General features: G+C 60.5%; 19 protein-coding genes and 1 pseudogene. 8 read left to right on the forward strand and 12 right to left on the reverse strand.

Going from position 1 to position 24452, the window contains the following annotated elements; all coding sequences use genetic code 11:
- Positions 1–20: 20 nt before the first annotated feature.
- The 5 genes from ACQ4W7_RS23210 to ACQ4W7_RS23230 form a co-directional block, all read right to left on the reverse strand.
- The gene (locus ACQ4W7_RS23210) at positions 21–476 is read right to left on the reverse strand and encodes a MaoC family dehydratase (protein WP_436533572.1); all 456 of its coding nucleotides are present in this window, start codon (positions 474–476) and stop codon (positions 21–23) included.
- Positions 469–966, reverse strand: coding sequence for a MaoC family dehydratase (locus ACQ4W7_RS23215; RefSeq protein ID WP_436533574.1), 498 nt, complete (start codon positions 964–966; stop codon positions 469–471). The genes ACQ4W7_RS23210 and ACQ4W7_RS23215 overlap by 8 nt, the downstream gene beginning before the upstream one ends.
- A complete protein-coding gene (locus tag ACQ4W7_RS23220) occupies positions 963–2108 on the reverse strand; it encodes an acyl-CoA dehydrogenase family protein (RefSeq protein WP_436533576.1) in 1146 nt (381 codons plus the stop codon). Before ACQ4W7_RS23220 ends, ACQ4W7_RS23215 begins: the two co-directional genes overlap by 4 nt.
- A gap of 16 nt (positions 2109–2124) precedes the next feature.
- The gene (locus tag ACQ4W7_RS23225) at positions 2125–3315 is read right to left on the reverse strand and encodes an acyl-CoA dehydrogenase family protein (protein WP_436533578.1); all 1191 of its coding nucleotides are present in this window, start codon (positions 3313–3315) and stop codon (positions 2125–2127) included.
- 267 nt (positions 3316–3582) lie between these two features.
- Positions 3583–4200, reverse strand: a complete 618-nt coding sequence (locus ACQ4W7_RS23230; RefSeq protein ID WP_436533580.1) for an FMN-dependent NADH-azoreductase — start codon at positions 4198–4200, stop codon at positions 3583–3585.
- A 113-nt stretch (positions 4201–4313) separates the two neighbouring features.
- Here ACQ4W7_RS23230 and ACQ4W7_RS23235 point away from each other — a divergent pair, with 113 nt between their 5' ends.
- Positions 4314–5258, forward strand: coding sequence for a LysR family transcriptional regulator (locus ACQ4W7_RS23235; protein ID WP_436533582.1), 945 nt, complete (start codon positions 4314–4316; stop codon positions 5256–5258).
- A 17-nt stretch (positions 5259–5275) separates the two neighbouring features.
- On the opposite strand, the gene ACQ4W7_RS23240 is transcribed toward ACQ4W7_RS23235, so the two are convergent.
- The 4 genes from ACQ4W7_RS23240 to alaC all read right to left on the reverse strand — a co-directional run bounded on the left by ACQ4W7_RS23240 (position 5276) and on the right by alaC (position 11728).
- Positions 5276–6865, reverse strand: a complete 1590-nt coding sequence (locus ACQ4W7_RS23240; RefSeq protein WP_436533584.1) for an aspartate:alanine exchanger family transporter — start codon at positions 6863–6865, stop codon at positions 5276–5278.
- A gap of 239 nt (positions 6866–7104) precedes the next feature.
- On the reverse strand, positions 7105–7605 hold the full coding sequence (locus ACQ4W7_RS23245) for a hypothetical protein (RefSeq protein WP_436533586.1): 501 nt from the start codon (positions 7603–7605) through the stop codon (positions 7105–7107).
- A 250-nt stretch (positions 7606–7855) separates the two neighbouring features.
- Positions 7856–10144, reverse strand: a complete 2289-nt coding sequence (gene metE / locus ACQ4W7_RS23250) for a 5-methyltetrahydropteroyltriglutamate--homocysteine S-methyltransferase (RefSeq protein WP_436533588.1) — start codon at positions 10142–10144, stop codon at positions 7856–7858.
- A gap of 366 nt (positions 10145–10510) precedes the next feature.
- A complete protein-coding gene (gene alaC / locus ACQ4W7_RS23255) occupies positions 10511–11728 on the reverse strand; it encodes an alanine transaminase (protein ID WP_436533590.1) in 1218 nt (405 codons plus the stop codon).
- A 309-nt stretch (positions 11729–12037) separates the two neighbouring features.
- Between alaC and ACQ4W7_RS23260 the strand changes: the two genes are divergently transcribed.
- Both ACQ4W7_RS23260 and ACQ4W7_RS23265 read left to right on the forward strand, forming a co-directional pair.
- A complete protein-coding gene (locus tag ACQ4W7_RS23260) occupies positions 12038–12721 on the forward strand; it encodes a pentapeptide repeat-containing protein (protein ID WP_436533592.1) in 684 nt (227 codons plus the stop codon).
- A 249-nt stretch (positions 12722–12970) separates the two neighbouring features.
- The gene (locus ACQ4W7_RS23265; protein WP_436533594.1) at positions 12971–14017 is read left to right on the forward strand and encodes a hypothetical protein; all 1047 of its coding nucleotides are present in this window, start codon (positions 12971–12973) and stop codon (positions 14015–14017) included.
- A 158-nt stretch (positions 14018–14175) separates the two neighbouring features.
- Here the strand turns inward: ACQ4W7_RS23265 and ACQ4W7_RS23270 are convergent.
- Positions 14176–15239 (reverse strand): annotated as a pseudogene (locus ACQ4W7_RS23270) (MFS transporter); the annotation flags it as partial.
- A gap of 16 nt (positions 15240–15255) precedes the next feature.
- On the opposite strand from ACQ4W7_RS23270, the gene ACQ4W7_RS23275 reads away from it, so the two are divergent.
- A complete protein-coding gene (locus ACQ4W7_RS23275) occupies positions 15256–15621 on the forward strand; it encodes a LysR substrate-binding domain-containing protein (protein WP_436533627.1) in 366 nt (121 codons plus the stop codon).
- A 199-nt stretch (positions 15622–15820) separates the two neighbouring features.
- Here ACQ4W7_RS23275 and ACQ4W7_RS23280 read toward each other — a convergent pair whose 3' ends face one another.
- Positions 15821–18088 (reverse strand): carboxy terminal-processing peptidase, encoded by a 2268-nt coding sequence (locus ACQ4W7_RS23280; protein ID WP_436533596.1) that lies wholly within the window; start codon positions 18086–18088, stop codon positions 15821–15823.
- Positions 18089–18607: 519 nt separating this feature from the next.
- Here ACQ4W7_RS23280 and ACQ4W7_RS23285 point away from each other — a divergent pair.
- A complete protein-coding gene (locus ACQ4W7_RS23285) occupies positions 18608–20578 on the forward strand; it encodes a methyl-accepting chemotaxis protein (protein ID WP_436533598.1) in 1971 nt (656 codons plus the stop codon).
- Between the two features lie 51 nt (positions 20579–20629).
- On the forward strand, positions 20630–20902 hold the full coding sequence (locus tag ACQ4W7_RS23290) for a putative signal transducing protein (RefSeq protein ID WP_426073821.1): 273 nt from the start codon (positions 20630–20632) through the stop codon (positions 20900–20902).
- A gap of 2 nt (positions 20903–20904) precedes the next feature.
- On the opposite strand, the gene ACQ4W7_RS23295 is transcribed toward ACQ4W7_RS23290, so the two are convergent.
- Positions 20905–21453, reverse strand: coding sequence for a thymidine kinase (locus ACQ4W7_RS23295; RefSeq protein ID WP_034778598.1), 549 nt, complete (start codon positions 21451–21453; stop codon positions 20905–20907).
- A 305-nt stretch (positions 21454–21758) separates the two neighbouring features.
- Between ACQ4W7_RS23295 and ACQ4W7_RS23300 the strand changes: the two genes are divergently transcribed.
- Both ACQ4W7_RS23300 and ACQ4W7_RS23305 read left to right on the forward strand, forming a co-directional pair.
- A complete protein-coding gene (locus ACQ4W7_RS23300) occupies positions 21759–23150 on the forward strand; it encodes a pyridoxal-phosphate dependent enzyme (protein ID WP_436533601.1) in 1392 nt (463 codons plus the stop codon).
- A complete protein-coding gene (locus tag ACQ4W7_RS23305) occupies positions 23147–24328 on the forward strand; it encodes a trans-sulfuration enzyme family protein (protein WP_426073823.1) in 1182 nt (393 codons plus the stop codon). The genes ACQ4W7_RS23300 and ACQ4W7_RS23305 overlap by 4 nt, the downstream gene beginning before the upstream one ends.
- Positions 24329–24452 lie beyond the last annotated feature (124 nt).

Consider the following 24452-nt stretch of genomic DNA (forward strand, 5'->3'; position numbering starts at 1 on the left):
TGATTAGTGAGATTGATTATTTACGCATAACAGCGCATCAAAAACTCCGCCACGCACACGGGTTTCGTATCGCCTTCCCTTTCCATGCTGACGGCCCAGTTCACTTGCGCCCCTTCCGGCACGCCCTCGACGGAAAGAATGTCGAGCCGCGCGCGCAAGCGGCTACCGACGGGCACGGGCGCGGGAAAACGTACCTTGTTCAAGCCATAGTTGATGGCCATGCGAATACCGGCCATGTGCAAAGCGCCCGCCAGCATGGCAGGCAGCAAGGATAAGGTCAGGAAACCGTGCGCCACGGTGCAGCCGTACGGCGACTCGCGCGCGCAGCGCTCGGCGTCCACATGAATCCACTGATGGTCGTCCGTGGCGTCGGCAAAGGTGTCGATGCGCTGCTGGGTGATGGTCAGCCAGTCGGAAACGGCCACATGCTGCCCCGCCAATGCCTGGAAACCGGCGATGCCGGCGATATCACGCATGGTTCTGCTCCACTGGCGCCACCGGGCGGCGGCCGAACATGCCCATGCCTTCCACCGTCGTCACCACGTCACCATGCTGGTTGCGCACGCTCCACACGGAAATGACGATGCCGCGGTCCGGCTTCGACGTGGATGGCCGCACTTCCTTGACTTGGTACGTCAGCTGCAAGGTATCGCCCGCGCGCAGGGGTTGCAACCAGCGGATACTGTCCAGGCCGGGCGAGCCCATGCTGGATGAATGCTTGAGCAGATTGTCCACCACCAGGCGCATCATCATGCCGCAGGTATGCCAGCCACTGGCGATGAGGCCCTTGAAAATGGTTTTTTCCGCGGCCGCATGGTCGACGTGAAACGGTTGCGGGTCGAAATCCGTGGCGAAGGCGATGATTTCCTTTTCCGTCACGTGGCGCTGACCCAGGTCGATTTCCAGGCCTTGCGTAAAATCTTCGAAATACCAGTGCTTGGGTTTAATTCCGGTCCATGCGCTCATGCGGTCTCCGTCGGCAAAAAGCCCGGTTGGGCGATAAAACGCTCGATATGGTGCTCCACATCGCCCAGGGTCAGGGCGATCATGCTCAAGCGCTTGAAATGGTGGGCGGCAGGCAATTCGTCGGTGACGCCCATGCCGCCATGCAATTGCACGGCTTGCTGGCCGACAAAGGTGGCGGCCAGTCCCACCCGCGCCTTCGCGGCCGAGACCGTGCGGCGGCGCTCCGCCACGTCGTCGCTATCGACCTTGGCGGCGGCCAGCATGGCCATCGAACGCGCCTGCTCCAGGTGGATGAACATGTCGGCCATGCGGTGCTGCAAGGCCTGGAATTTGCCGATCGGCGCGCCGAACTGCTGGCGCGTCTTCAGGTACTCGAGGGTGGCGAAAAAGATCGCATCCATGGCGCCCACGGCTTCCGCGCACAGCAAGGCGGCGCCATAGTCGAGCGCGGCATCCAGCACCGGCCAGCCCTCCCCCGCCTGGCTAATCAGGGCGTCATGCCCCAGCACCACGTGCACGAGGGTGACGGTGGCGGCGCGCTGGCCATCGATGGTGCGGTAGTCGCGCACGCTCACGCCCGGCGTGTCAACGGGTACGAGGAATAGCGAGATGCCATCCGTGTCATCCTGGCGGCCGCCGCTGCGCGCCGAGACGATCAGCGCGCCCGCCTGCGCACCATGGATGACGACGGTTTTCTCGCCGTCGAGCACGAAACCATCGCCGCTGGCCGTGGCCGTGGTGGCGATGTCGTGCATATCGTGGCGCGACTGCCGTTCGCCCAGGGCACAAGCGAGCTTCAGGCTGCCGCTGGCGACCTGTTCCAGCATGGCATCGTGGCCGCCCGCCAGGGTGAGGAAGCGCGCCCCCAGCACGGTGGCGAAATAGGGTTCGACCACCAAGCCGCGGCCCAGTTCCTGCATCACCAGCAGCATGTCCACGGCCGTGCCGTCGAAGCCGCCCGCGCTGGTCGGCAGCGGCAAAGCCGTCATGCCCAGCTCGGCCAGGGTGGCCCAGGCCGCGTCGGACGTGCCCGTGGATGTATGGATGATTTTTTGCCGCGTTTCAAACGGGTAATCCTTGGCGACCCAACGCCTGAGCGCGTCGGCAAATTGCTGCTGTTCCTGATTAAAATGAAAGTCCATGTCGTCTCCTTCTGGCTTACAGGCCCAGAATCATCTGCGTGATGATGTTTTTCTGGATTTCATTCGAGCCGCCATAAATCGATGTCTTGCGGTAATTGAAGTAATACGCGGCCAGCGGCGCGGCCAGGTCGTCGCCGCCACTGCCGTGCGGCGCGCTGCCGTCGAGGAAGTCAGGGTCGAAGGGCAAGGCTTGCGGACCGATGGCTTCCACCATCAGTTCCGTCAGTTGCTGCTGCAGTTCCGAGCCGCGCACCTTCAGCATGGACGCCTGTGGTCCCGGTCCCTTGCCTTCTTCGCTGATGACGCGCAAGACCGTCATTTCCAGCGCCATCAATTCGATTTCCAGGTGGGCCACTTTGGCGGCAAAGGCGGGATCGTGCAGCAGCGGCGCGCCGCGCTTGGCTTGTTGCATGGCCAGCTGCTTGAGAAAAGTCAGCTCGCGCTTGGAGCGTCCCACGGCGGCGATGCCCGTGCGCTCGTGGCCCAGCAGATACTTGGCGTAAGTCCAGCCCTTGTTTTCCTGGCCCACCAGGTTGCTGACGGTCACGCGCACGTTGTCAAAGAAGACTTCATTCACTTCATGTTCTTCATCGAGCATGATGATGGGGCGGACGGTGATGCCCGGCGTTTTCATGTCGATCAACAGGAAACTGATGCCTTCCTGCTTGCGCACCGTACTATCCGTGCGTACCAGGCAAAAAATCATGTCCGCGTGCTGGCCCAGGGTCGTCCAGGTTTTCTGGCCATTCACGATGTAATGGTCGCCGTCACGCTCAGCCGTGGTTTTCAGGGAAGCGAGGTCGGAACCGGCGCCCGGCTCCGAATAGCCCTGGCACCACCAGTCGTCGCAGTTCAGGATGCGCGGCAAGTAATAGGCTTTTTGTTCGGCGTTGGCAAAAGCCATGATGACGGGCGCCACCATGTTGATGCCGAACGGCAAAATCGGCGGCGTGGCGGCGCGCGCGCACTCGTCTTCCCAGATGTGGCGCTGCACGGCCGTCCAGCCCGTGCCGCCATGTTCGACGGGCCAGGCCGGTGCGGCCCAGCCTTGCTGCGCAACTATCTTATGCCAGCGCACATAATCATCACGCTTCAGGCGCAGATGCTGGCGCACCTTGCGCTGCAAGTCCGCCGGCAAATGGGTGTCGAGGAAGGCGCGCACCGTGTCGCGGAACGCCGTCTCCTCGGCCGTGTAATGCAAGTCCATGTCTGTCTCCTTGTTCTTATCGGTTGCCGTGATGACTGCACGCAAGGAAGCTCAGCGCACAAAAAAGCACGACCGTTCTCAAGGATTGTACAACAGAATGGGGGCGGCGCCAGGCCTTTTACAAAGGCCGGCGGGGCAAGTGGAGGTAGCTGGAACTGGCCGGAATTGGCCCGCTGCCGTCGCCGGCAGCTTTCGGCCAAAAGCAAAACCTGGCTGGCGCGTTTGCTGACAATAATAGCTACCCTGGGCTGGCTGCTGCGTCGATCGTCAAGCTCTTGCAGCGCGTTCGAGGTCCATGCCGAGCTTGTCCACAAAGCGTTCCATGGTTTGCTCGCCTAAATCGACCGCTTTGGCTCCGCCACCGGCAACGAAGGTCACGTCGCTGATACCCATCACGCCGAGTACGAGGCGCAGATACTGGGTGGCGATGTCACGATGCTGGATCGGCGATCCCTCGGTATACACACCACCCGATGCGATCAATACGCTTGCCTTCTTGCCAGTCACCAGGCCGCGACCGTCGAAGCCCAGCGTCAATCCCTTGCGAACGACATGGTCGATCCATGCCTTGAGCACTGCCGGAACATTATAGTTGTAGACCGGCGTTGCAATGACAATGTGATCGGCGGCGAGCAATTCCGCAACGAGTTCGTTCGAGAGCTGCAACTCGTTCGCCATCTCGGGAGTATGCTGCTCCGCAGGGGTGAAGTAGGCTTGCAACCAGGCAGCATTGACAAACTGAAGTCCGGCATCCATGAGGTCGCGTTCGATCACCTCGCCATCCGGGTGCGCGGCAAGCCAGTCCTGCACGAAACGACGCGTCATGTTGCGCGACACGGAGTGTTTGCCACGCGGGCTGGTCTCGATTACCAATAGCTTAGTCATACCATCATCCTTAAAAGTGCATTGCGGGAAACGCCTGAAGCAAGCTTGTCGATCAGGCGGCTTACGTGCACACAATATATCGCCGCGAATTTATTCCCGATAGAGATTAAAATATGATTAGATCCATCGATAATTGTGATGGAGTGTGCCATGGAGAAGCTATTTTGATTGGAAGTCTGACGCTCGATCAGTTGCGGGTTCTGGTGACGATCGCCGATACGGGAAGCTTTTCTGCCGCCGGTCGACAACTTGGTCGCGTGCAATCGGCCATCAGCCAGGCCATAGCGACGCTGGAGGATGTGCAAGGTGTGCTGCTGTTTGACCGCAGTGGCCACCGCCCGAGCTTGACCGAGACTGGCAGGGTGCTCGTTGAGCAGGCGCGCTTGGTCTTGGCAAGCGCTGCCCGCTTCGAGGGAGTGGCAATGGGCACGCGCTCGGGCCTGGAAGCTGAGCTTGTCATTGCAATCGACCCTCTCGTGCCGACGGCGCCCTTGATCGAAAGCCTGTCTGCACTGAGCCGGACGTTTCCCAATCTGCCAGTCAGCTTTTCAACAGAAGGCCTGGGCGGTTCGCTGCGACGTCTGAGAAATGACCGGGCCGCCATCGGGATTTGCTTGTTGCTGCCCTCTATTCCAGACGACATTGCCGCCTATCCGCTGCTGCGTGTCGGCATGCAGGCTGTGGTGGCGTCAGGGCATCCACTTGCTGCGTTAGGACGTCCGGCAACGCAGACCGATCTGGAACCGCATGTCCAGCTGGTGCTGTCAGACCCGGTCAATCCCGGTGGCGAAAACTTCGGGCTTGCAAGTGGAAAACTTTGGCGCTTCGTCGATCTCGGCCGGCGCCTGGACTTTCTGCTCGGCGGTTTCGGTTGGTGCCGCATGCCAGACCATCTCGTACTGCCCTTCATTGCAGCCGGGAGCCTGGTTGCCATTCATATCGAGCATGATCCAACACCCCGCGAGGGGCTGACGATTTATGCGGCGCATCAGCGTGGCCGCACGCTGGGGCCTGCAGGGCGATGGTTGCTGGACGACCTCACACGGCGCCTGTCTTGAACCTATCCTTGCCGTAATCAGCCATACAAATGCAGCAGCACTTGCACGGCGACGATCTTGACGATGGTCATGCTGGGAAAAATCATGGCGTAGCCCAGGTTCGGGCGGTCCGACTTGGCCAGGCGGTTGGCGAATACCAGCACGGCCGGGTTGCCCGTGGCGCCGGCCGCAATGCCCAGCAATTCGGGAAACGGCAGGCGCAGGAAAACCTTGCCGAGGATCACCACGAGGGCCACCACCACCAGCACCGTCACGGCGCCGAGTGCCAGCATGGGCAAACCATCGGCGCCCACTTGCTGCACGAAAGGCAAGCCGGACGCCATGCCGACGGAGGCGAGGAAAATCGTCAAGCCATAGTTGCGCATGACCAGGTTGGCAGACAGGGGCAAGCGCCAGCTGATCTTGCCGATTCTGCCCAGGCGGCCCAGAATCAACGCCATCACCAGCGGCCCCCCCGCCAGGCCCAGGCTGAACGAACCTATCCACGGCAACGGTATCGGCACCAGGCCCAGCAACACGCCCAGCACCATGCCCATGCCCAGCGAGACATAGCTGAACTCGGCCGTGGCCGTGATGGAATTGCCGAACAGCTTGCGCACGTCGGCCGCATGTTTCGCCGGCGCAATGGCCATCACGCGGTCACCGAATTCCAAGGTCAGGAACGGATGGGGCAAAATCATGGCGTCGCCGCGGCGAATAAACGCGATCTGCAGGGGGAAGTCTTTCGCCAGGTTCAGCTCGCCCAGGGGCACGCCGACGATTTCCGCGTCCGACACGAACACTTCCGTGCCGTCGAACGCACTGCGGTCCTTCATCAAGCGGCCCGGGTCCAGGTGGCCCAGCGCCGTGCGCGCCGCTTCCACGCCCGCCACCGTGCCCGATACCATCAAGGCATCACCCACGCCGAGGACCAGGCCCGGATCGGGCAAGCGGTTCTGGTGGCCCTGGCGCACACCGATCACTTGCACGCCCGCCAGCGGGCCATCGGCCAGTTCGGACAGGGCCGCGCCCGCCAATTTCGCTTCGTCGATGGTAATTTCAGACACGACGATGGGCGCGGGCGGCGGCGTCAGCACGGGTTTTAGTATGCGCCCTGCCAGGTACAGGCCCAGCATGGGGCCGACGACGCCGAACGGATACGCGACGGCATAGCCAACGGCCGCGTCGCCATTGCCATGCGACGCTTCCAGCGCCGCCTGCAGGGCCGCCGTACTGGTCATGGCGCCGGCAAACACGCCGCTGGCCATGCGCAGGGAAATATCGATCCATTGCCCGCCCCATACGGACACGGCCAGGCCGCCCATGACGGCGGCGAAGGCGATCAGGTTATGCTTCTGGCCCGCGCCGCGCAAGCCGGCGAAAAACTGCACGCCATACTGCACGCCTATGCCATACAGAAACAACAGCAGACCGATGGAGCCGACCATCGGCGGCGGTACGGCTCCGGGGGCGAATGCGCCCAGCGCCAGCCCAGCGAACAGCACGCCGCCCACGCCCAACGAAAAACCGAACACGCTGATGCGCCCCAGCGCATAACCGGCGCCGATGACGAGAAACAGGGCGAGGATAGGCGTGGACTCCAGCGTATGGCGAAATAATTGAAGCATCGAACAACCTTGATCTGGAGAAGGCCCAGTTTAGCATGCACAAAAGCAACACGATGGCGATGATGACAAGCAAGCGTGCGCACGTTTATGCGGGCAAAAACGGGCAAAAAAAAGCCCGCTACGGGAGCGGGCTGAATCTAATTCCTGTGAGGAAGTAGAGGAGACAGGTGCAATGATGCCGCGTTGCAGCATAACAATCCAATTGTATGTTGTGATGATAGAAATATGTTTTATCAATATCACGTCTGTGCAGTTCCAAAAATGATGAGTTTTCGATGGGATCGTTGTTCGCGCGTGACCAGCAGGCGGGCTTGCTCCACGGTTACGCAAGCCTGCGGTGCAAACCCCGCTGGCACTGTCTCCGCATCTCGCTCGATGCGTTGCGGATCGGTGATCACGTCATAGTCTGCACGTTTGAAAAACAGTTGCTCGATTCCGGCGTCCCCTTCGGGCATCGGTTTGACGACAATGAGCGACCAAAGGCCCTCATCGCCTAGGAATTGCTTTTGCTTCAGGAACGCGTTAACGCGCTCTGCAGGAGGCGCCGAGTCACTCACCTCGCTCTGATAAAGACCCATCGGGCACAGCATCGTGCCGACCGGCCACCCCATATCAGGCAGCGCTGCGACCGTGACCGGTCGCAATTGGGCCAAATGGCGGTCAAACGGATGCCGTTCCTCCGAGCAGGCACCGAGCGCGATCAGCGCGAGCATGCCGGCGGCGCGAAAAAGTGGAATCATCAGCTGGTTTCCTTCTTGAGGGTAGGACTACGTGAAGGTATGTTAAGCGATAAGCCGATGGTAACGGCCAAAAAAAAAGCCCGCTACGGGAGCGGGCTGAATCTATTTCCTTGGAGGAGATAGAGGAGACAGCTGAATGATGCCGCATCGCAGCATCATTATCCAATTGCATGTTGTGATGATAGAAATACGATCCGGCTATATCTCAACCACATCTCAGCCATACCGGCCTCCCCTGCCCCTGCCAGCCTCAGGCCACGTTGTCGCCGCGCAAGGTTTTCGCTGTGGCCACCATGTTGGCCAGCGCGGGGATGACTTCTTTCCAGCCGCGCGTCTTCAGGCCGCAATCGGGGTTGACCCACAGGCGCTGTGCGGGAATGCGTTCGGCCGCCTTGCGCATCAGTTTCACCATCTGTTCCTGGCTTGGAATGTTGGGCGAGTGGATGTCGTAGACGCCAGGGCCGATTTCGTTCGGATACTTGAAGTCATCGAAGGCGTCCAGCAATTCCATGTCGGAACGCGAGGTTTCGATCGTGATGACGTCGGCATCCATGTCGGCGATCTGCGCGATGATGTCGTTGAATTCCGAATAGCACATGTGCGTGTGGATTTGCGTTTCGTCAGCCACGCCATTGGCCGTGATGCGGAACGATTCCACGGCCCAGCGCAGGTATTCGGCCCATTGCGACTTGCGCAGTGGCAAGCCTTCACGCAGCGCCGCCTCGTCGATCTGGATCACGCGGATACCGGCCTGTTCCAGGTCCAGCACTTCGGCGCGGATGGCCAGCGCCAGCTGGTAGCACGACACTGAGCGGGGCTGGTCATCGCGCACGAAGGACCAGTTCAGGATGGTGACGGGCCCCGTCAGCATGCCTTTCATCGGTTTTTCCGTCAGCGACTGGGCGTAGGTGCTCCACTCGACCGTCATGGCACGGGGGCGGCTGATGTCGCCGAACAGGATGGGCGGCTTCACGCAGCGCGAACCGTACGATTGCACCCAGCCGAACTGGCTGAAGGTGTAGCCGTCCAGCTGTTCGCCGAAGTATTCCACCATGTCATTGCGTTCCGCTTCGCCGTGCACGAACACGTCCAGGCCCAGAGTTTCCTGTTCCTTGACACAATATTCGATTTCCTCCCGCATCAGTTTTTTGTAGCTGGCTTCGTCCAGCTGGCCGCTGCGGAACTGGCTGCGCGCCTGGCGGATTTGCGCCGTCTGCGGGAAGGAGCCGATGGTCGTCGTCGGATACAGTGGCAGTCGCAGCAGTGCAGCTTGCTTGGCGGCACGCTCGGCATAGCCGCTGGCGCGCTGACCCAGGCTGGCATCGATGCGCGCCACGGCCGCTTTCACGTCCGGATTGTGCACGCGGCTCGACTGGCGGCGCGCTTCAACGGCAACATGGTTGGCATCGAGCGCCGCCTGCACGGAGGCGCGGCCATGGTTCAGGGCGCCAGCAATGGTGTGCACTTCATCGAGTTTTTGACGGGCAAAGGCCAGCCAGGACCGGATATCGGCGTCCAGCTTTTGCTCGCTGTTCAGGTCGACGGGTACGTGCAGCAGCGAGCACGACGGGGCGATCCACAGGCGTGCCTGCAGGCTGCGGTACACGGGTTCCAGCCAGTCCAGCACTTCGTTCAAGTCCGTCTTCCAGATATTGCGGCCATTCACCACGCCCAGGGACAGCACGCTGGTGGCGGGCAATTGGGCGATGACTTGCTCGACTTCATCGCGGGCATAGCCGGCGTCCAGGTGCAAGCCTTGGACCGGCAGCTTGCACGCCAGTTCCAAATTATCTTGCAGCTTGCCGAAATACGTGGCCAGCAGCAGTTTGACACTATTGACTTTGCTCAAGGCGTCATAGGCCGTGAGCAGCGCCTGCTGCCAGACGCTGTCGAGTTCCGTGACGAGTATCGGTTCATCGATCTGCACCCACTCGACGCCCTGGGCGGCCAATTCCTGCAGCAATTGCACGTAGACAGGCAGCAAGCCTTGCAGCAGCGCCAGCTTGTCGGCATCATCCTTGGCCTTGCCCAGCCACAAGTAGGTGACAGGGCCGATCAGCACAGGCTTGGCTTTCACTGTCAACTGGCGCGCTTGCGCCAGTTGCTGCAACAAGCGGCTGCTGTCGAGCTTGAATTGCGTGTCGGCAGCGAATTCCGGCACGATGTAATGATAATTCGTGTCGAACCATTTCGTCATTTCACCGGCGTGGACGCAGCTGCAATCGCTGTCGCTGGCCGAGCGGCCACGGGCCACGCGGAAATAGTTATCGAGTGCCGCGCCACTCAGGCCGCGCACGCGCTGTGGCAAATTGCCCAACGTAAAGCTCAGGTCCAGCACCTGGTCATAAAAGGAAAAGTCACCGACGGGCGCCAGGTCCAGCGCGTTCTGCTCTTGCCAGTGGCGCTGGCGCAATTCGGCGCCCTGGCCTTCCAGCGTTTCCAGACTGCTGTGGCCCTTCCAGTAATCTTCCAGGGCGAATTTCAGTTCACGTTTGGCGCCGATGCGCGGGTAGCCCAAATTGTGTGTGGTGACGGTCATGGTGGTAGTGCCTCCTAGTGAAGTATGGAGACATCATAGAGGCTTCCACCCATGAAAAATAATGGTAAAAACTCATAAATCCATTATTAATATTCATATGAACTCATGCTCCAACGTATCCACCTGGCCGCGCTGCGCGAAGTCGCCCGCCTCGTTCGCCAAGCGTGCCGGCCGGAACACAGGCCCAAAACGACAGGCAAAAAAAAGCCCGCTGCGGGAGCGGGCTGAATCTATTTTCTTGGAGGAAGATAGAGGAGACAAGTGCATGATGCCGCGTTGCAGCATATAAAACCACTTTATATTCGTGATGTCAGAAATACGCAGCAGTGATATTACGGGCAATAGATCATTCCATGTGGCAACTTTTTACGCTACCACCTCCGCTTTCCCGTCGCCAGAACGCAACATATTCTTGATGCCGCGCAATGCCTGCCGCACCCTGGCCTCGTTTTCGATCAGGGCGAAGCGCACGTATTCATCGCCGTATTCGCCGAAACCGATGCCGGGCGAGACGCTTACCTTGGCTTTTTGCAGCAGCAGCTTGGCAAACTCCAGCGAACCCAGGTGGCGATACGTTTCCGGGATATGCGCCCAGATGTACATCGATGCCTTCGGTTTTTCCACCATCCAGCCCGCTTCATGCAAGCCTTTCACCAGCACGTCGCGGCGCCGCTGGTACTGCGCACAAATCTCCGTCACGCAGCTTTGGTCGCCTTCCAGCGCCGCGATGGCCGCCACTTGCACGGGCGTAAAACTGCCATAGTCATGGTAGCTCTTGATGCGCGCCAGGGCAGACACCAGTTCCGCATTGCCCACCATGAAGCCGATGCGCCAGCCTGCCATATTGTAACTTTTCGACATGGTGAAAAACTCGACGGCCACGTCGCGCGCGCCCGGCACTTGCATGATGGACGGCGCCTTCCAGCCATCGAAGGTGATGTCGGCATACGCCAGATCATGCACCACCAAGATATTGTGCTGCTTTGCCAGCGCCACGACGCGCTCGAAAAATTCCAGTTCCACGCACTGCGCCGTGGGGTTCGACGGAAAGCCCAGCACCATCATCTTCGGTTTCGGGTAGCTTTCGCGGATGGCCCGTTCCAGTTCGGCAAAGAAATCCACGCCCGGCCCCATGCGCACGGAACGGATGTCGGCGCCCGCGATCACGGCGCCCCAGATGTGGATGGGGTAGCTGGGATTGGGCACCAGCACCGTGTCGCCACGGTCGAGTGTCGCCAGCATCAAATGCGCCAGGCCCTCTTTCGAGCCGATGGTAACGATGGCTTCGCTGTCCGGGTCGATATCGACCTCGTAACGCTTTTTGTACCAGTGGGCAATTGCGCGGCGCAAACGCGGAATACCTTTTGACGCGGAATAGCCGTGCGTGTCGGGGCGTTTCACCGTCTCGACCAGCTTGTCCACGATGTGTGCCGGCGTGGCGCCATCGGGATTGCCCATCGACATGTCGATGATGTCCTCGCCACGGCGGCGCGCGGCCATCTTGAGCTCGGCAGTGATATTGAAAACGTAGGGGGGAAGACGATTGATGCGCGAAAAGCTGCGCGGAGCTTGGCTGTCGGTCATGGTATCTCTTTACGTAAGCGCCCGGATCCGTCCGAGCGACGTAGGCACAATGCGTGCGCCTGCAACGATACTAACCGCGTTTATCCACCACTGGCAAGGGTGCTGTAGAGCCGTTACAATGCAGGCTGATCGAAAATGAGCGCACCGGTTGGTAACCCGGTAAGTGCGTGGCACCGTCCAGCATGCTCCCGCCCACGCGGACCCACGGCGCTGACCTTTGGCTGTTACACCAGCCGGGGAGGTGTTCTGGTTCGTGCATTTTTCCGCCGCGCCACCCCTCCCCTGCTTTTCACTTTAGGAATGAGACGGATGGCAACACACGACACCGCAGTAAGCAGCATAACCCTGGACCGCGCCGGCATCGGGCAGCAGTTGGCCCTGGCAGTGCGCCACTTCATCGATTGCACCTTCGACGGCGAAGACCTCTCGCGCCTCGATTTGCAGGGTTGCACCTTCGAGCGCTGCACCTTTGCCGAAACCAGCTTGTTCGCCAGCAAGCTGGCACGCAGTACCTGGCGCCGCTGCCGGGCCGGCAGCGCCGATTTCGAATCCGTCGACGCCGTCGACGCCACATTTGAAGGCTGCGACCTGAACAACACGAAATGGCGGCGCGCCAAGCTGGCCTCGGTCACGTTCCGCGGCTGCAAGCTGACGGGCGCCTCTTTCGAAGAAGTGGCCCACCTGGGCCTCACGTTCGAAGACAGCCTGCTGGTGGGCGCCGACTTGCGCGGATTTTCTTTCCGCAAAGCCATATTGAAACAGCTGGATTTTTCCGACGCCTACCTGGCCGGCTGCGACTTCCGCGACGCCGTCTTCGAAGGGGGCAGCCTGCGCCATGCCACCATCAAACTGGCGAAGTTCCAGGGCGCGGACTTGCGCGGCGCCGACATCGAGGGCTTCAAGCTGAGCGAAGCGGCCCTGCTGAAAGGCGCCGTCATCACGCATGCGCAGGCGGCCAACTTCATGCGCGCGCTCGATCTGGTGGTGATTTAAGCCTTGCCCCACAACCGCCATTGACAGCAAGCTTGCGGTAAGAGCAGGTTGCCGCAACTAAGGGTTCTGGGCTGTTGGCATTGCTTGCTCCATATCCATCGCCCACTCTGCATCGCTCGCCAGAGGGTTTTCGGACCCACGCAATTTCTCACGCCATGCCATTCAGCCCAGTCCATGCCGAATAATGCGTGCTATATTCCGCACGTAAGTTTCCATTTAAACATCCGTCGACGATAGTGCCAAATTACAATGATGAAGATAATAAAAATAATCTTATTCATACTGCTGTGCATCCTGACATCCATCACCATTCCGCCAGCGGGAATAATTTTTAGCTATATGGCGCTGCGTGAAAACAAGGAGAGCATCAGAGGATTTATCGTCAATATATCTCCCGACACCGAAAAAATCATCCCTGCGCTGATCGAAAGATATAACGATCCCAAAACCATTATTTCACTTGTTATTTTTTCCATTGCCACGATAGGCGGCCTGATCCTCTTGGTCTCGCACCTACATATCCAAGAAACAGATGATTATGTAAATTACATCCTCGAACAGGTGGTGCTGACAGGCATTCTCGTCGTTGGCGTGTCAGGCATTGCATGGGTACTATTTTCGCTGAATTCCGTTTTTGCAAGCCTGCTGGCAAAAGTAGGGGTTTCCCTGGCGGTGTCTGCTTGCGTGATTTTTTCGCGCCTGAGCGCAGTCGATTTTTTTGCGGCCAATTTTCCATTTCCGCCGTCCTACCTACCCTTTTCTTTTGGCCTCGCCACCCTGATATTTGCCTTCTCGTTCAGCGCCTTTGCCTATGCTGTGCTGGCAATCATATTCGAGATCATTTTCCTGTTGTTCTTGTTTATTTTCGATTTCAAGACCAATAAAAAAACCACTTATTTCCTCTTTGCAATCTCCATTGCTGGCTTTATCGGAAGTTATTCGGCGGCCATGGCCATGATCCAGGGCATCTCAAATAAGGGCCCACTTTTCATGATCAAGGCCGCTGAACGCTATGACTTCACTACCAATCATATGTGCCAGGTGCAGGACGGTGAAACCGTTCTCTTTATTAACAATGTTGCGGATCGCGCGATTGCAGCGACTTTTCCGCCGCCCCCACAAGGAGGAAAAATTTCCCCTCGAAATATCTCTGATGCCGTACTAAAAACTTATCTTCCGACAAATTTTCGCACCGCTCATTGCAACCCGCTATCGGAACCCCGCAAGGAAGCGGGCTGGTGCGGCAATTCCCAGGGCTATGGCTTTTGCGATGCTGATCGCATGCCGCACAAGTAAACACACAAAAAAAAGCCCGCTATGAAAGCGGGCTGAATCTATTTCCTTGGAGGAGATAGAGGAGACAAATGCATTTTGCGGCATCGCGGCATATCGGGCTACTTTATATTCATGATGATAGAAATACCTATCCGTGATAATGCGTCGCCATCAGGGTTTCAAGCCGTGCGGCGCATGGCCAGCGGTAAAAATTCACCCAGCCACAGCAGCAGGGCCAGACCCGGAAATACCATGCCGGTCAGCAAGGTTGCTGGCCAGCCATGGCTGGCATACACCCAGGCGCCGATGGCCGAGCCGGCCGCACCGCCGGCAAAGAACAGGGCGAAGAACAGGGCGAAATACAGGCCGTTCAGGCGACCCCGCACTTCCGCGCCCAGGCTGAAGATGGCGCGCTGGCTCAGCACGAGATTCGCCGCCACGCCCATGTCGAGCACGATGGAAGCCAGCACCAGCAAGCCCAGCGCCAGGTGTTTCGATTCCGGCGCAAACATCGGCAAGGCAAACGCGACGATGCCCAGCGCCAGCGCGGCGGCCGTGGCCGGCAAAGTGTGGCCTGCATCGTCCAGGCGGCCGGCGAAGCGATGGCGCCCGCCATGCCCACCAGGGCAAAGATGGCAATGCCCGTTTGCGACAGGCCGAACGCGGGGCTGGCCAGCACCAGCGGCGTGACGGTCCAAAACAGGCTGAAGGCGCCAAACAGGCCAGCGTGATAGGTGGCGCGGCGGCGCAGCACGGGCGTGCCCAGCAGCAAGTGCCACAGCGAGGCAATCAAGGCCGGATAGCGCATGTTCGACACAGGCTGGCGCACGGGCAAGGCGCGGCGCAGCACCAGCGCCAGCGCCAGTAATACCATCAGCACGGCGGCGCCGCCAAACACCACGGGGCGGGCCAGCATGATGCTCAGCAACAAGCCACTGACCACCTTGCCGACGGTTTGCCCCCGCGTCGCTTCTTACGACAAATGAGTGGCAAACGGCACGATCACTTGCGCCGCCACGGAACCGAGGCCAATGGCCCGCGCGGCGGCCAAGAACACCACAGCGCCCGAGCTCAGGGCCGCCACGACCAAGGCCGTGGCCGTCACCAGCAAGGCCGTGACGATCAGGCGGCGGTTTTCCAGCAAGTCGCCCAAGGGCACGACAAACAGCAGGCCCAGGGTGTAACCCACTTGCATCAGGGTGACGCTCAGCCCGGCAGCCTTGGCCGACAAGCCCGACCTGGCCACGCACCAGGGCATCATGCATTACTCGGGCCGCACGGGACGCGCCTTCCAATGGGATTTCCTGCAAAATAATGCAGTGATGCGAGAGGTCGTGCGCGTGCAAATGGCCGGCTCCATCGCCGTCAACGATGCCGACGCCAGCGTCGATTGTGCGCGACAGGGGCTGGGCCTGGCGCAATCGGCCATGTACCAGGTGCGCGAGCACCTCGACAACGGCGCACTGCTGGCCGTGCTGGCCGATCACCCGCCGACGCCCATGCCCATATCGCTGCTGACGCCGCAAGGTCGGCTGGCCACGCCCAAGTTGCAGGCATTTGCCAGCTGGATCACGGCACTGCTGGCTGCTCACCCCGACGTGCAACTGCCCATGCACAAAATCTGAGGCAAAAAAAAGCCCGCTACGAGAGCGGGCTGAATCTATTTTCTTGGAGGAGAATAGAGGAGACGAGTGAATTATGCTGCATCGCGGCATATGTATCCAATTGATTGTTGGAATGATAGAAATACGTCAAACAGATAACTGGTCGGGACGAAAAAAAACCGGTTCCGTCAGGAACCGGCTTTTTACTGCGTGAAAAGCGTTACTTCGCTGCCGTCACCGGCGTCGCCTTGGTGTCCGCGCCATACGGCAAGACCTTGGATGCCATGCGGGTATCGGCCTTGATCAGCGCCACTTCGTCGGCCAGGATGCGCGCCGCTTCGTTCAGCAGCACGTCCTTGGCGCTCTTGGCGGCCGTTTCGGCGTCCAGTTCAGCGCTCAGAGCCCGCTCGTCGCCCTGCAAGCCATCGTCGGTGCGCAAGGCGCCCTTCACGGCGGCGATCTGCTTGGCCGTCTTGTTGGCCGCTTTCGCGCCCTTCAGCACATCTTTCGGATCCGGAATGACCAGCAGGTCGTCGGCAGGATTCGAAATCTGCGCGATCAGGCGTTTTTCACGCGCCTTGGCGCGCGCCTCCTGGGCGTCGCGCTCCTTGCGGCGCACGGTTTCATTGAGCGAAATCTGGTTCTCCTTGCGCTGCTTGACGACGAGAGCGATATCATCGAGCAAGTACTGGAAATCCTTATCCTTGGCCACGCGCGCTTCATGTTTCTTGTCCAGCAGAGGCACGATGTCCTTCAAGTCGCCCGTCGGCAGGTATTGCGCCGGCTTGATGGCCACCCATGGCAGGGCATTGTCATAGCTCGATTCGCCGAAATTTTCCGCGTCCGACATGGCTGGCAACTTGATGTCGGGGGTCACGCCGCGCAACTGCGTGGTGCCGCCATTGATGCGGAAGAACTGGGCAATGGTCATTTTCAGCTCGCCGAAACGGGCTTTCTCGCTGCCGCCGAAACGGTCGAGGTTGAACAGGGTCTGCACCGTGCCCTTGCCGAAGCTGCCTTCGCCGATGATGACGCCCCGACCATAGTCTTGCACGGCGGCGGCGAAAATTTCGGAAGCCGATGCCGAGCCGCGGTTGATCAGCACGCCCATCGGGCCATCCCAGGCCAGGCCCGCACTGGTATCGCTTTCCACGTCGACCTTGCCTTCGGCATTGCGCTGCATTACGACAGGGCCCTTGTCGATGAACAGGCCCGTCAGTTCGACCGCTTCGTTCAACGAACCGCCGCCGTTGTTGCGCAGGTCGATCAGGACGTTGTCGACCTTATCCTTCTTCAGCTCGCCCAGCAAACGGGTGACGTCGCGCGTGGCGCTCTTGAAATCCTTGTCGCCACGGCGGCGCGCTTCGAAGTCCTGGTAAAACGTCGGCAGGGAAATCACGCCGATGCGGCGCTTGACGCCGTTGTCGCGCACTTCGATGATCGATTTCTTTGCCGCCTGCTCTTCCATGCTGATTTTCTTGCGCACCAGCGGCAAGACCACATGCTTGGCATCCGGGCCGGCGTCGGCCGGCAGGATGTCGAGGCGCACCACGGAATCCTTGGCGCCGCGGATCAGCTGCACCACGTCGTCGATGCGCATGCCCAGCACTTCAGTGATGGGGCCGCTTTCGCCCTGCCCCACGCCGACGATGCGGTCGCCCACTTTCAGCTTGCCCGACAAGCCGGCCGGGCTGCCCGGCACGACTTCGCGCACCACCGTGTATTCATCGCGCGTCTGCAACACGGCACCGATGCCTTCGAGCGACAGCCGCATGGCGATATCGAAGTTATCCGAGGCGCGCGGGCCCAGGTAATTGGTGTGCGGTTCGATCGACATGGCGTAAGCGTTCATGAAGATCTGGAACACGTCTTCGCTATTGAGTTTGCGCGAACGGGTCGTGTAGCTTTCATAGCGCTTGTCCAGCGTCTCGCGAATGGCCTTGTCTTCCTTGCCCGCCAGTTTCAGGCGCAGCCAGTCGTTCTTGACGCGCTTGCGCCACAGGTCGCGCACTTCCTCGTCGTTCTTCGGCCAGGCAGCCTTTTCGCGGTCGAGCTGGTAGCTCTCGTCGGCGGCAAAGTCGAATTTGGTTTTCAACAATTCACGCGCATACGCCATGCGCTCGTCGAAACGCTGCTGGTACAGGTTGTAGATGGCGAAAGGCGCCGTCAAGTCTTCATTGATGATGGCGTCATCGAGCCTGGTGCGCAACGGCGCGAAACGGTCAATGTCGGCCTGCACGAAAAACAGTTTTTCCGCGTCCAGGGACTTGAAGTAACGGTCGAAGATTTTCTCCGACATGGCATCGTCGAGCGGCATGGCCTTGTAATGGACGCGCGTCAATACGCGCGATGCCCACAAGGCGGCCTGCGTTTGCTGGACCAGTGGCTTCATGGGTAGCGGAGGAGCGGCGCTCTTGTCCGTCTGGGCTGCGCCAGCGTGGGCTGACAGGGCAAGCACCAGGGTGACCAGCATCATTTGCTTCTTCATCGGCTTCTCCGAAAATTAGTTGAATCAATTCCAGGCGGCGCAGATAGCCATGCGCCAGCCAGCAAGACAGTAAGGGGAATACACGACTGGTCTGCATATTATTCTACAGGATACGGCCTGGCAGTCTCCCAAGGAATATCAGTTTCTTCCCGGAAGCTTAAATGCGGATTAAAGGCGGCGTCTCATTCATTACAAAGTGAAACATCTGTGAGAAATCGCATCGCCCGACAGCGATGCATATCAAAATGCGTCATTCACATTCAAAAAGTCAATGGACTAATTTTGCAATCCTTGATACGGATGATGTTTTTATGTGAAAAAATAATTCCTGCGGGAAACACTTAGTAACGAAACGCAAGCGACATGTTATCATCGCGCCCTGAAATTTTGCTTGCCTGTGCGCGGCTCCCAAGCCGGCACACCCCCGCTTTAAGCGCACTCCCCCACCAGATCCCCGCCCCGCGTGTCATGTCATGACCAGGAATGGCCGAGCTGATTACCCTTTGCCAAACTCAAACTATGCCTACAATTTCCCTTTCCCCCCGCCACTGGAGTGTCGGCGGCAAGATTACCGTCTTCACGTTTGCCCTGGTCAGCCTGATCCTCGCCAGCCTGACGACTTTGATCAGTATCCGCACCTCGTCTGCCCTGGAACAGCGCGCCGAAGCAGCCGTCACCAGCGAACTCAATAGCGTCATGACGACCACGGCAGTATTCCATACCGCCATGGTCAACGAGGCGGCCAGTTTTGCGCGCCTGTTCGCGGCCGAATTTCCCGGCCCGTTCACGGTCGACACGGGCGCCTTGGTGGCCGTGGCCGGTAAAGCCACGCCCGCCCTGGCCAACGGCGGCAAGGTGCTCAACCTCGACACGGCCCTGGTCGACCGCTACACGGCCCAGACGGGCGTGATCGCCACCATTTTTGCCGCCAATGGCGATGAATTCGTGCGCATCAGCACCTCGCTGAAGAAGCAGGATGGCGAACGGGCCATCGGCACTCAGCTCGACCACAATCACCCCAGCTATGCGCCGCTGCGCGCGGGCCAGCGCTTCGTTGGCATGGCAACACTGTTTGGCAAGCAATACATCACCCAGTACGACCCCGTGCGCGATGCGGGCGGGAAGGTGGTGGGCGTGCTGTTCATCGGCCTGGACATCAGCAAGAATCTGGCCATGTTGAAAGAGAAGATTCGCCAGGTCAAGATCGGCCAGACGGGCTACATCTATATCGTCGATACGGCCCCCGGCGCCAATTACGGCCACCTGGTGCTGCACCCGAACAGCGAAGGCAAGAGCGCGCTCGAGTTCAAGGCCAGCGACGACCGGATGTTCATCCAGGAAATGCTGGCGCAAAAAAACGGCGCCATGCGCTACACGTGGACGGCACCGGGCGAAACGCGCGCCAGCGCGCGCGAAAAGCAGCTGTATTACCGTCAATTCAAGGATTGGCACTGGATCATCGCGGGCGGCACGTTCACGGACGAGATTACGGCGGAAGCCCGCCAGATGCGCAACCAGCTGGCCATTTCCGGCTTCATCGCCCTGCTCGTCTTCGCCCTGCTGCTGTACTGGCTCGTGCGCACCCTCGTGTCGCGCCCGCTGGCCGCCGCCGAAACAGCCGCCGCGCAAATTGCCGCCGGCGACCTGACGGTACACCTCGATACCAGCAGCCAGGACGAAATCGGCCGCCTGCTGCGCGCCATGAACCGCATCAGCGACAAGCTGTCGCAAGTGGTCAGCAACGTGCGCGGCAGCGCCGGACAAATCGCCACGGCGTCGGGTGAAATCGCCAGCGGCAACCTGGATCTGTCGAGCCGCACGGAACAGCAAGCCAGTTCGCTGGAAGAAACGGCCGCTTCGATGGAAGAACTGAGCTCGACCGTGCGGCAGAATGTTGACCACGCTCAACAAGCGAGCAAGCTGGCGCGCGATTCGTCGACCCTGGCGGCCGAAGGCGGCGCGGCCGTGGCGCAGGTGGCCAGCACCATGGACGCCATCCGCAGCTCGTCGGGCAAGATCGCCGACATCATCGGCGTCATCGACGGCATCGCCTTCCAGACAAATATCCTGGCCTTGAACGCAGCCGTGGAAGCGGCCAGGGCCGGTGAACAGGGACGCGGCTTTGCCGTCGTCGCCACTGAAGTGCGCACCCTGGCGCAGCGCTCGACGGCTGCGGCGAAAGACATCAAGGACTTGATCCAGGCGTCCGCCAGCACGGTGGACCTGGGCCACGCCCAGGTGAGCCAGGCCAGCGCCACCATGGACACCGTGGTAGCCAGCGTGCAGCAAGTGAGCACCATCATGGCCGAGATCGCGCAGGCAAGCGACGAGCAGCGCAGCGGCATCGAACAAGTCAACCAGGCCATCGCCCAGATGGACCAGGTGACCCAGCAGAACGCGGCCCTGGTGGAAGAAGCGGCCGCGGCCGCCGACGCCTTGCAGGAGCAGGCGCAGGAGCTGAACCAGGTGGTGGGCGTGTTCAAGCTGTAAGTGCAATCCAGGTGCTAAGATGGAGCGACATCCACCGCGCCAGGAGGCAGCATGCACGACGACTACGTTTTAATTGCCCGGCTGATGATCCCCACGGATGCGCACGTCATCCGCGGCTGCCTGGCAGCGGCCGGCATCGACGTGTTGCTGACGGATGACCAGCACATGCAGGCCGACATGCTGCTGGCGGCCGCCATCGGCGGCGCGCGCGTGCTGGTGCGTGAACACGATGTGGCGCGCGCCAATGAGATACTGGCCGCCTTCGAACGGGGCGACTTGGCGCTGGCGGACGATGCCGATGTGGGCGCGCCCGTCGCCGAGTAAATTTACGAGTAGAAACAGCGCCCGCACGCCTGGCGGTAACTTTCGTTGCCGCCAATACTGATCTGCTCGCCTTCCTTGATGCGGCGGCCCTGCTCATCCACGCGGATATTCATCGTGGCCTTCTTGCCGCAAGTACAAATATTTTTCAATTCCTCGATATCGTCGGCCAGCGCCAGCAAATAGGCCGAGCCGGGGAATGGTTCGCCCTTGAAATCCGTGCGCAAGCCATAACAGATGACGGGCACGCCCTTCACTTGCGCCAGCTGGTGCAATTGCTGCACCTGGGCCGTGCTGAGAAATTGCGCTTCATCCACCAGCAAACAAGCCACCTGGGGAATATCGTTGAGGAAATTCGTGTCAGCATGGAAGATATCGACCTGGCGCTGCGGCCCCAGGCGCGAGGTGACGCGGCCCACGCCATAGCGACTGTCGATGGCCGCCGTGTACAGGCGCACCTGCTGGCCCTGTTCTTCATAGTTGTGCGCGACCTGCAACAAGGCCGTCGACTTGCCCGCGTTCATCGCGGAATACCGGAAATAAAGTTTTGCCACTGCCGCCTGCCCTGTTTGTCTGGTTTTTCAGGATACTGTTTAGTACCTTTTCAAGGCGTGATTATAAATCGCAATGCTGAGCTTGCGGCAGCTTAATACTCCCGCCTTTGGCGCGGCAAGCCGGCTAAAAACAGCGCATACTCGAATCGTGCACGCTGTAGCCGCGCTGCAGCCGATATGCGCCGGGCGCATATGCAAGCATGCAAACATTCGTTCGCCGCACTCGTCCACCCGCCTACACTGCGCGGCACGGAAGGCTGCTCGGGACACAATCCGGAGCGGCTGTTTCTCTGACAGGAGCCACCATGAATGATCGAATGCCATCCCCATCCCAGCCGCCAGCGCTATACAAGCTGATCGGCAATACCCCGCTGGTCGAAGTGACCAGGCTAGCCACGGGACCGTGCCAGCTGTTCCTGAAACTGGAATCGCAAAATCCCGGCGGTTCCATCAAGGACCGCATCGGCCTGTCCATCATCGAAGCGGCCGAAGCCGACGGCCGCTTGCAGCCGGGCGGCACCATCGTCGAGGCGACAGCCGGCAATACCGGCATCGGCCTGGCCCTGGTCGGCCGCATCAAGGGTTACCGCGTGATTCTCGTCGTGCCCGACAAGATGTCGACGGAAAAAGTGCTGCATTTGAAAGCCCTGGGCGCGGAAGTGCACACCACGCGCTCGGACGTGGGCAAGGGCCATCCCGAGTACTACCAGGATTACGCGGCGCGTCTCGCGCGCGATCTGCCGGGCGCCTTCTTCGCCGACCAGTTCAATAATCCCGCCAATCCGCTGGCCCACGAAACGACGACGGCCCCCGAAATCTGGGAGCAAAGCGGCCATGACGTGGACGCCATCGTCGTCGGCGTCGGCTCGTCCGGCACCCTGACGGGCCTGACGCGCTACTTCCGCAAGGTGCAGCCTGCCCTGGAATTCGTGCTGGCCGACCCGCAAGGCTCCATCCTCACGGAATACATCGACACGGGCAAGGTGTCGGACACGAGCGGCTCGTGGGCCGTCGAAGGGATCGGCGAAGACTTCATTCCGTCGATAGCCGATATGGACAGCGTCACGCAGGCCTACACCATCAGCGACCAGGAAAGCTTCGACAGCGCGCGCGCCCTGCTGCGCGCCGAAGGCATCCTCGGCGGCTCGTCCACCGGCACCCTGCTGGCCGCAGCCCTCAAATACTGCCGCGAACAGACGAGCCCCAAGCGCGTCGTCACGTTTGTCTGCGATACGGGCACGCGCTACCTGTCGAAGGTCTACAACGACGGCTGGATGCGCGACCAGGGCTTGTTGCAGCGGACACTCTCCGGCGACTTGCGCGACCTGATCGGGCGCCGCTACGACGAGGGCGATGTCGTCAGCGTGGCGCCGGGCGACACCCTGCTCACAGCCTTCAACCGCATGCGCGCCAGCGACCTGGCGCAGCTGCCCGTCATTGATGCAGGTCAACTGGTCGGCATCCTCGACGAATCGGACTTGCTGCTGCACGTATCAAGCGACGCCGCGCATTTCGCGGGCCTCGTAGGCGCCACCATGACGACGCAGCTTGAAATCTTGGCGCCATCGAGCGGCTTGCCCGCCCTGCGCGCCACCCTGGACCGGGGCTTGACGGCCGTCGTCGCCGACGCTGACGCCTTTTATGGCCTGATCACCCGCTTCGACCTTCTCAACCACTTACGCAGGACACTATCTTGAGCCAGCAAATTCCCCGCAAGAGTCATCTCGCCACCCGCGTCATCCATGCCGGCCAGTCGCCCGACCCGTCGACGGGCGCCATCATGCCGCCCATTTACGCCACCTCGACCTTTGTGCAGGACAGCCCCGGCGTGCACAAAGGCCTCGATTACGGCCGCTCGCACAATCCCACGCGCTGGGCGCTGGAACGCTGCGTGGCCGACCTGGAAGGCGGCAGCGCGGCCTTCGCGTTCGCCTCTGGCCTGGCCGCCATCTCGTCCGTGCTGGAATTGCTCGATGCGGGTAGCCACATCGTCGCCGGCGACGATATGTACGGCGGCACCTACCGGCTATTCGAGCGCGTGCGCCGCCGTTCGGCCGGCCACGAATTTACCTATGTCGACCTGACGAATCCTGAGAATCTGTTGGCTGCGCTGCGCCCCGAGACGAAGATGGTATGGGTGGAAACGCCCACCAACCCCATGCTGAAACTGGCCGACCTGCGCGCGATAGCCGACATCTGCCGCGCACGGGGCATCATCGCCGTGGCCGATAACACCTTTGCCAGCCCGCTGGTGCAGCGCCCTTTGGAACATGGCTTCGACATCGTCGTGCATTCGACCACCAAGTACTTGAACGGCCACTCGGACATCATCGGCGGCATCGCTATTGTCGGCGCGGAAGAGCGCCAGACGGAATGGCGCGAACAGCTGGGCTTTCTGCAAAACTCGGTGGGCGCGATTGCCGGGCCGTTCGACAGCTTCCTCGCCTTGCGCGGCGTCAAAACGCTGGCCATCCGCATGCAGCGCCATTGCGAAAGCGCCCTGGCGCTGGCGCAGTGGCTGGAGCAGCAGAAAGAGGTAAAACAGGTGTTTTATCCGGGCCTGGCCTCGCATCCGCAGCACGCGCTGGCGCAGCGCCAGATGGATGGTTTCGGCGGCATCATCTCGATTGATCTGGACACGGACCTGGCCGGCGCGCGCCGCTTCCTGGAACGCTGCGAGGTGTTCGCCCTGGCTGAAAGCCTGGGCGGCGTGGAAAGCCTGATCGAACATCCCGCCCTGATGACGCACGCCAGCATCCCGCCCGAACAGCGGGCAAAACTGGGCATTGGCGATGGCTTGATCCGCCTGTCGGTGGGCATCGAGGACATCGAAGACCTGCGCCATGACTTGCGCACGGCGCTGGACGCAATTTGATCGCCCCAGCCGCTATTTTCCAGGGTGGTAGCGGCGCTACAGGTGCCTGGCCACATCATCAGGATAAGACAGCACGTCCTTGAACTCGCCGCGCACCTACATGGCCGCCTGGTCCTGGAAACTC

Origin of the sequence: Janthinobacterium algoris, assembly GCF_051380935.1 — a bacterium.
In the GTDB taxonomy this organism is placed as follows: Bacteria; Pseudomonadota; Gammaproteobacteria; order Burkholderiales; family Burkholderiaceae_D; genus Janthinobacterium.

Coding starts and splice junctions, on each gene's coding strand:
- ACQ4W7_RS23210 (WP_436533572.1), bottom strand. CDS start 476: ATGCGTGATATCGCCGGCATCGCCGGTTTCCAGGCATTGGCGGGGCAG.
- ACQ4W7_RS23215 (WP_436533574.1), bottom strand. CDS start 966: ATGAGCGCATGGACCGGAATTAAACCCAAGCACTGGTATTTCGAAGAT.
- ACQ4W7_RS23220 (WP_436533576.1), bottom strand. CDS start 2,108: ATGGACTTTCATTTTAATCAGGAACAGCAGCAATTTGCCGACGCGCTC.
- ACQ4W7_RS23225 (WP_436533578.1), bottom strand. CDS start 3,315: ATGGACTTGCATTACACGGCCGAGGAGACGGCGTTCCGCGACACGGTG.
- ACQ4W7_RS23230 (WP_436533580.1), bottom strand. CDS start 4,200: ATGACTAAGCTATTGGTAATCGAGACCAGCCCGCGTGGCAAACACTCC.
- ACQ4W7_RS23235 (WP_436533582.1), top strand. CDS start 4,314: ATGATTAGATCCATCGATAATTGTGATGGAGTGTGCCATGGAGAAGCT.
- ACQ4W7_RS23240 (WP_436533584.1), bottom strand. CDS start 6,865: ATGCTTCAATTATTTCGCCATACGCTGGAGTCCACGCCTATCCTCGCC.
- ACQ4W7_RS23245 (WP_436533586.1), bottom strand. CDS start 7,605: ATGATTCCACTTTTTCGCGCCGCCGGCATGCTCGCGCTGATCGCGCTC.
- metE (WP_436533588.1), bottom strand. CDS start 10,144: ATGACCGTCACCACACACAATTTGGGCTACCCGCGCATCGGCGCCAAA.
- alaC (WP_436533590.1), bottom strand. CDS start 11,728: ATGACCGACAGCCAAGCTCCGCGCAGCTTTTCGCGCATCAATCGTCTT.
- ACQ4W7_RS23260 (WP_436533592.1), top strand. CDS start 12,038: ATGGCAACACACGACACCGCAGTAAGCAGCATAACCCTGGACCGCGCC.
- ACQ4W7_RS23265 (WP_436533594.1), top strand. CDS start 12,971: ATGATGAAGATAATAAAAATAATCTTATTCATACTGCTGTGCATCCTG.
- ACQ4W7_RS23275 (WP_436533627.1), top strand. CDS start 15,256: ATGCATTACTCGGGCCGCACGGGACGCGCCTTCCAATGGGATTTCCTG.
- ACQ4W7_RS23280 (WP_436533596.1), bottom strand. CDS start 18,088: ATGAAGAAGCAAATGATGCTGGTCACCCTGGTGCTTGCCCTGTCAGCC.
- ACQ4W7_RS23285 (WP_436533598.1), top strand. CDS start 18,608: ATGCCTACAATTTCCCTTTCCCCCCGCCACTGGAGTGTCGGCGGCAAG.
- ACQ4W7_RS23290 (WP_426073821.1), top strand. CDS start 20,630: ATGCACGACGACTACGTTTTAATTGCCCGGCTGATGATCCCCACGGAT.
- ACQ4W7_RS23300 (WP_436533601.1), top strand. CDS start 21,759: ATGAATGATCGAATGCCATCCCCATCCCAGCCGCCAGCGCTATACAAG.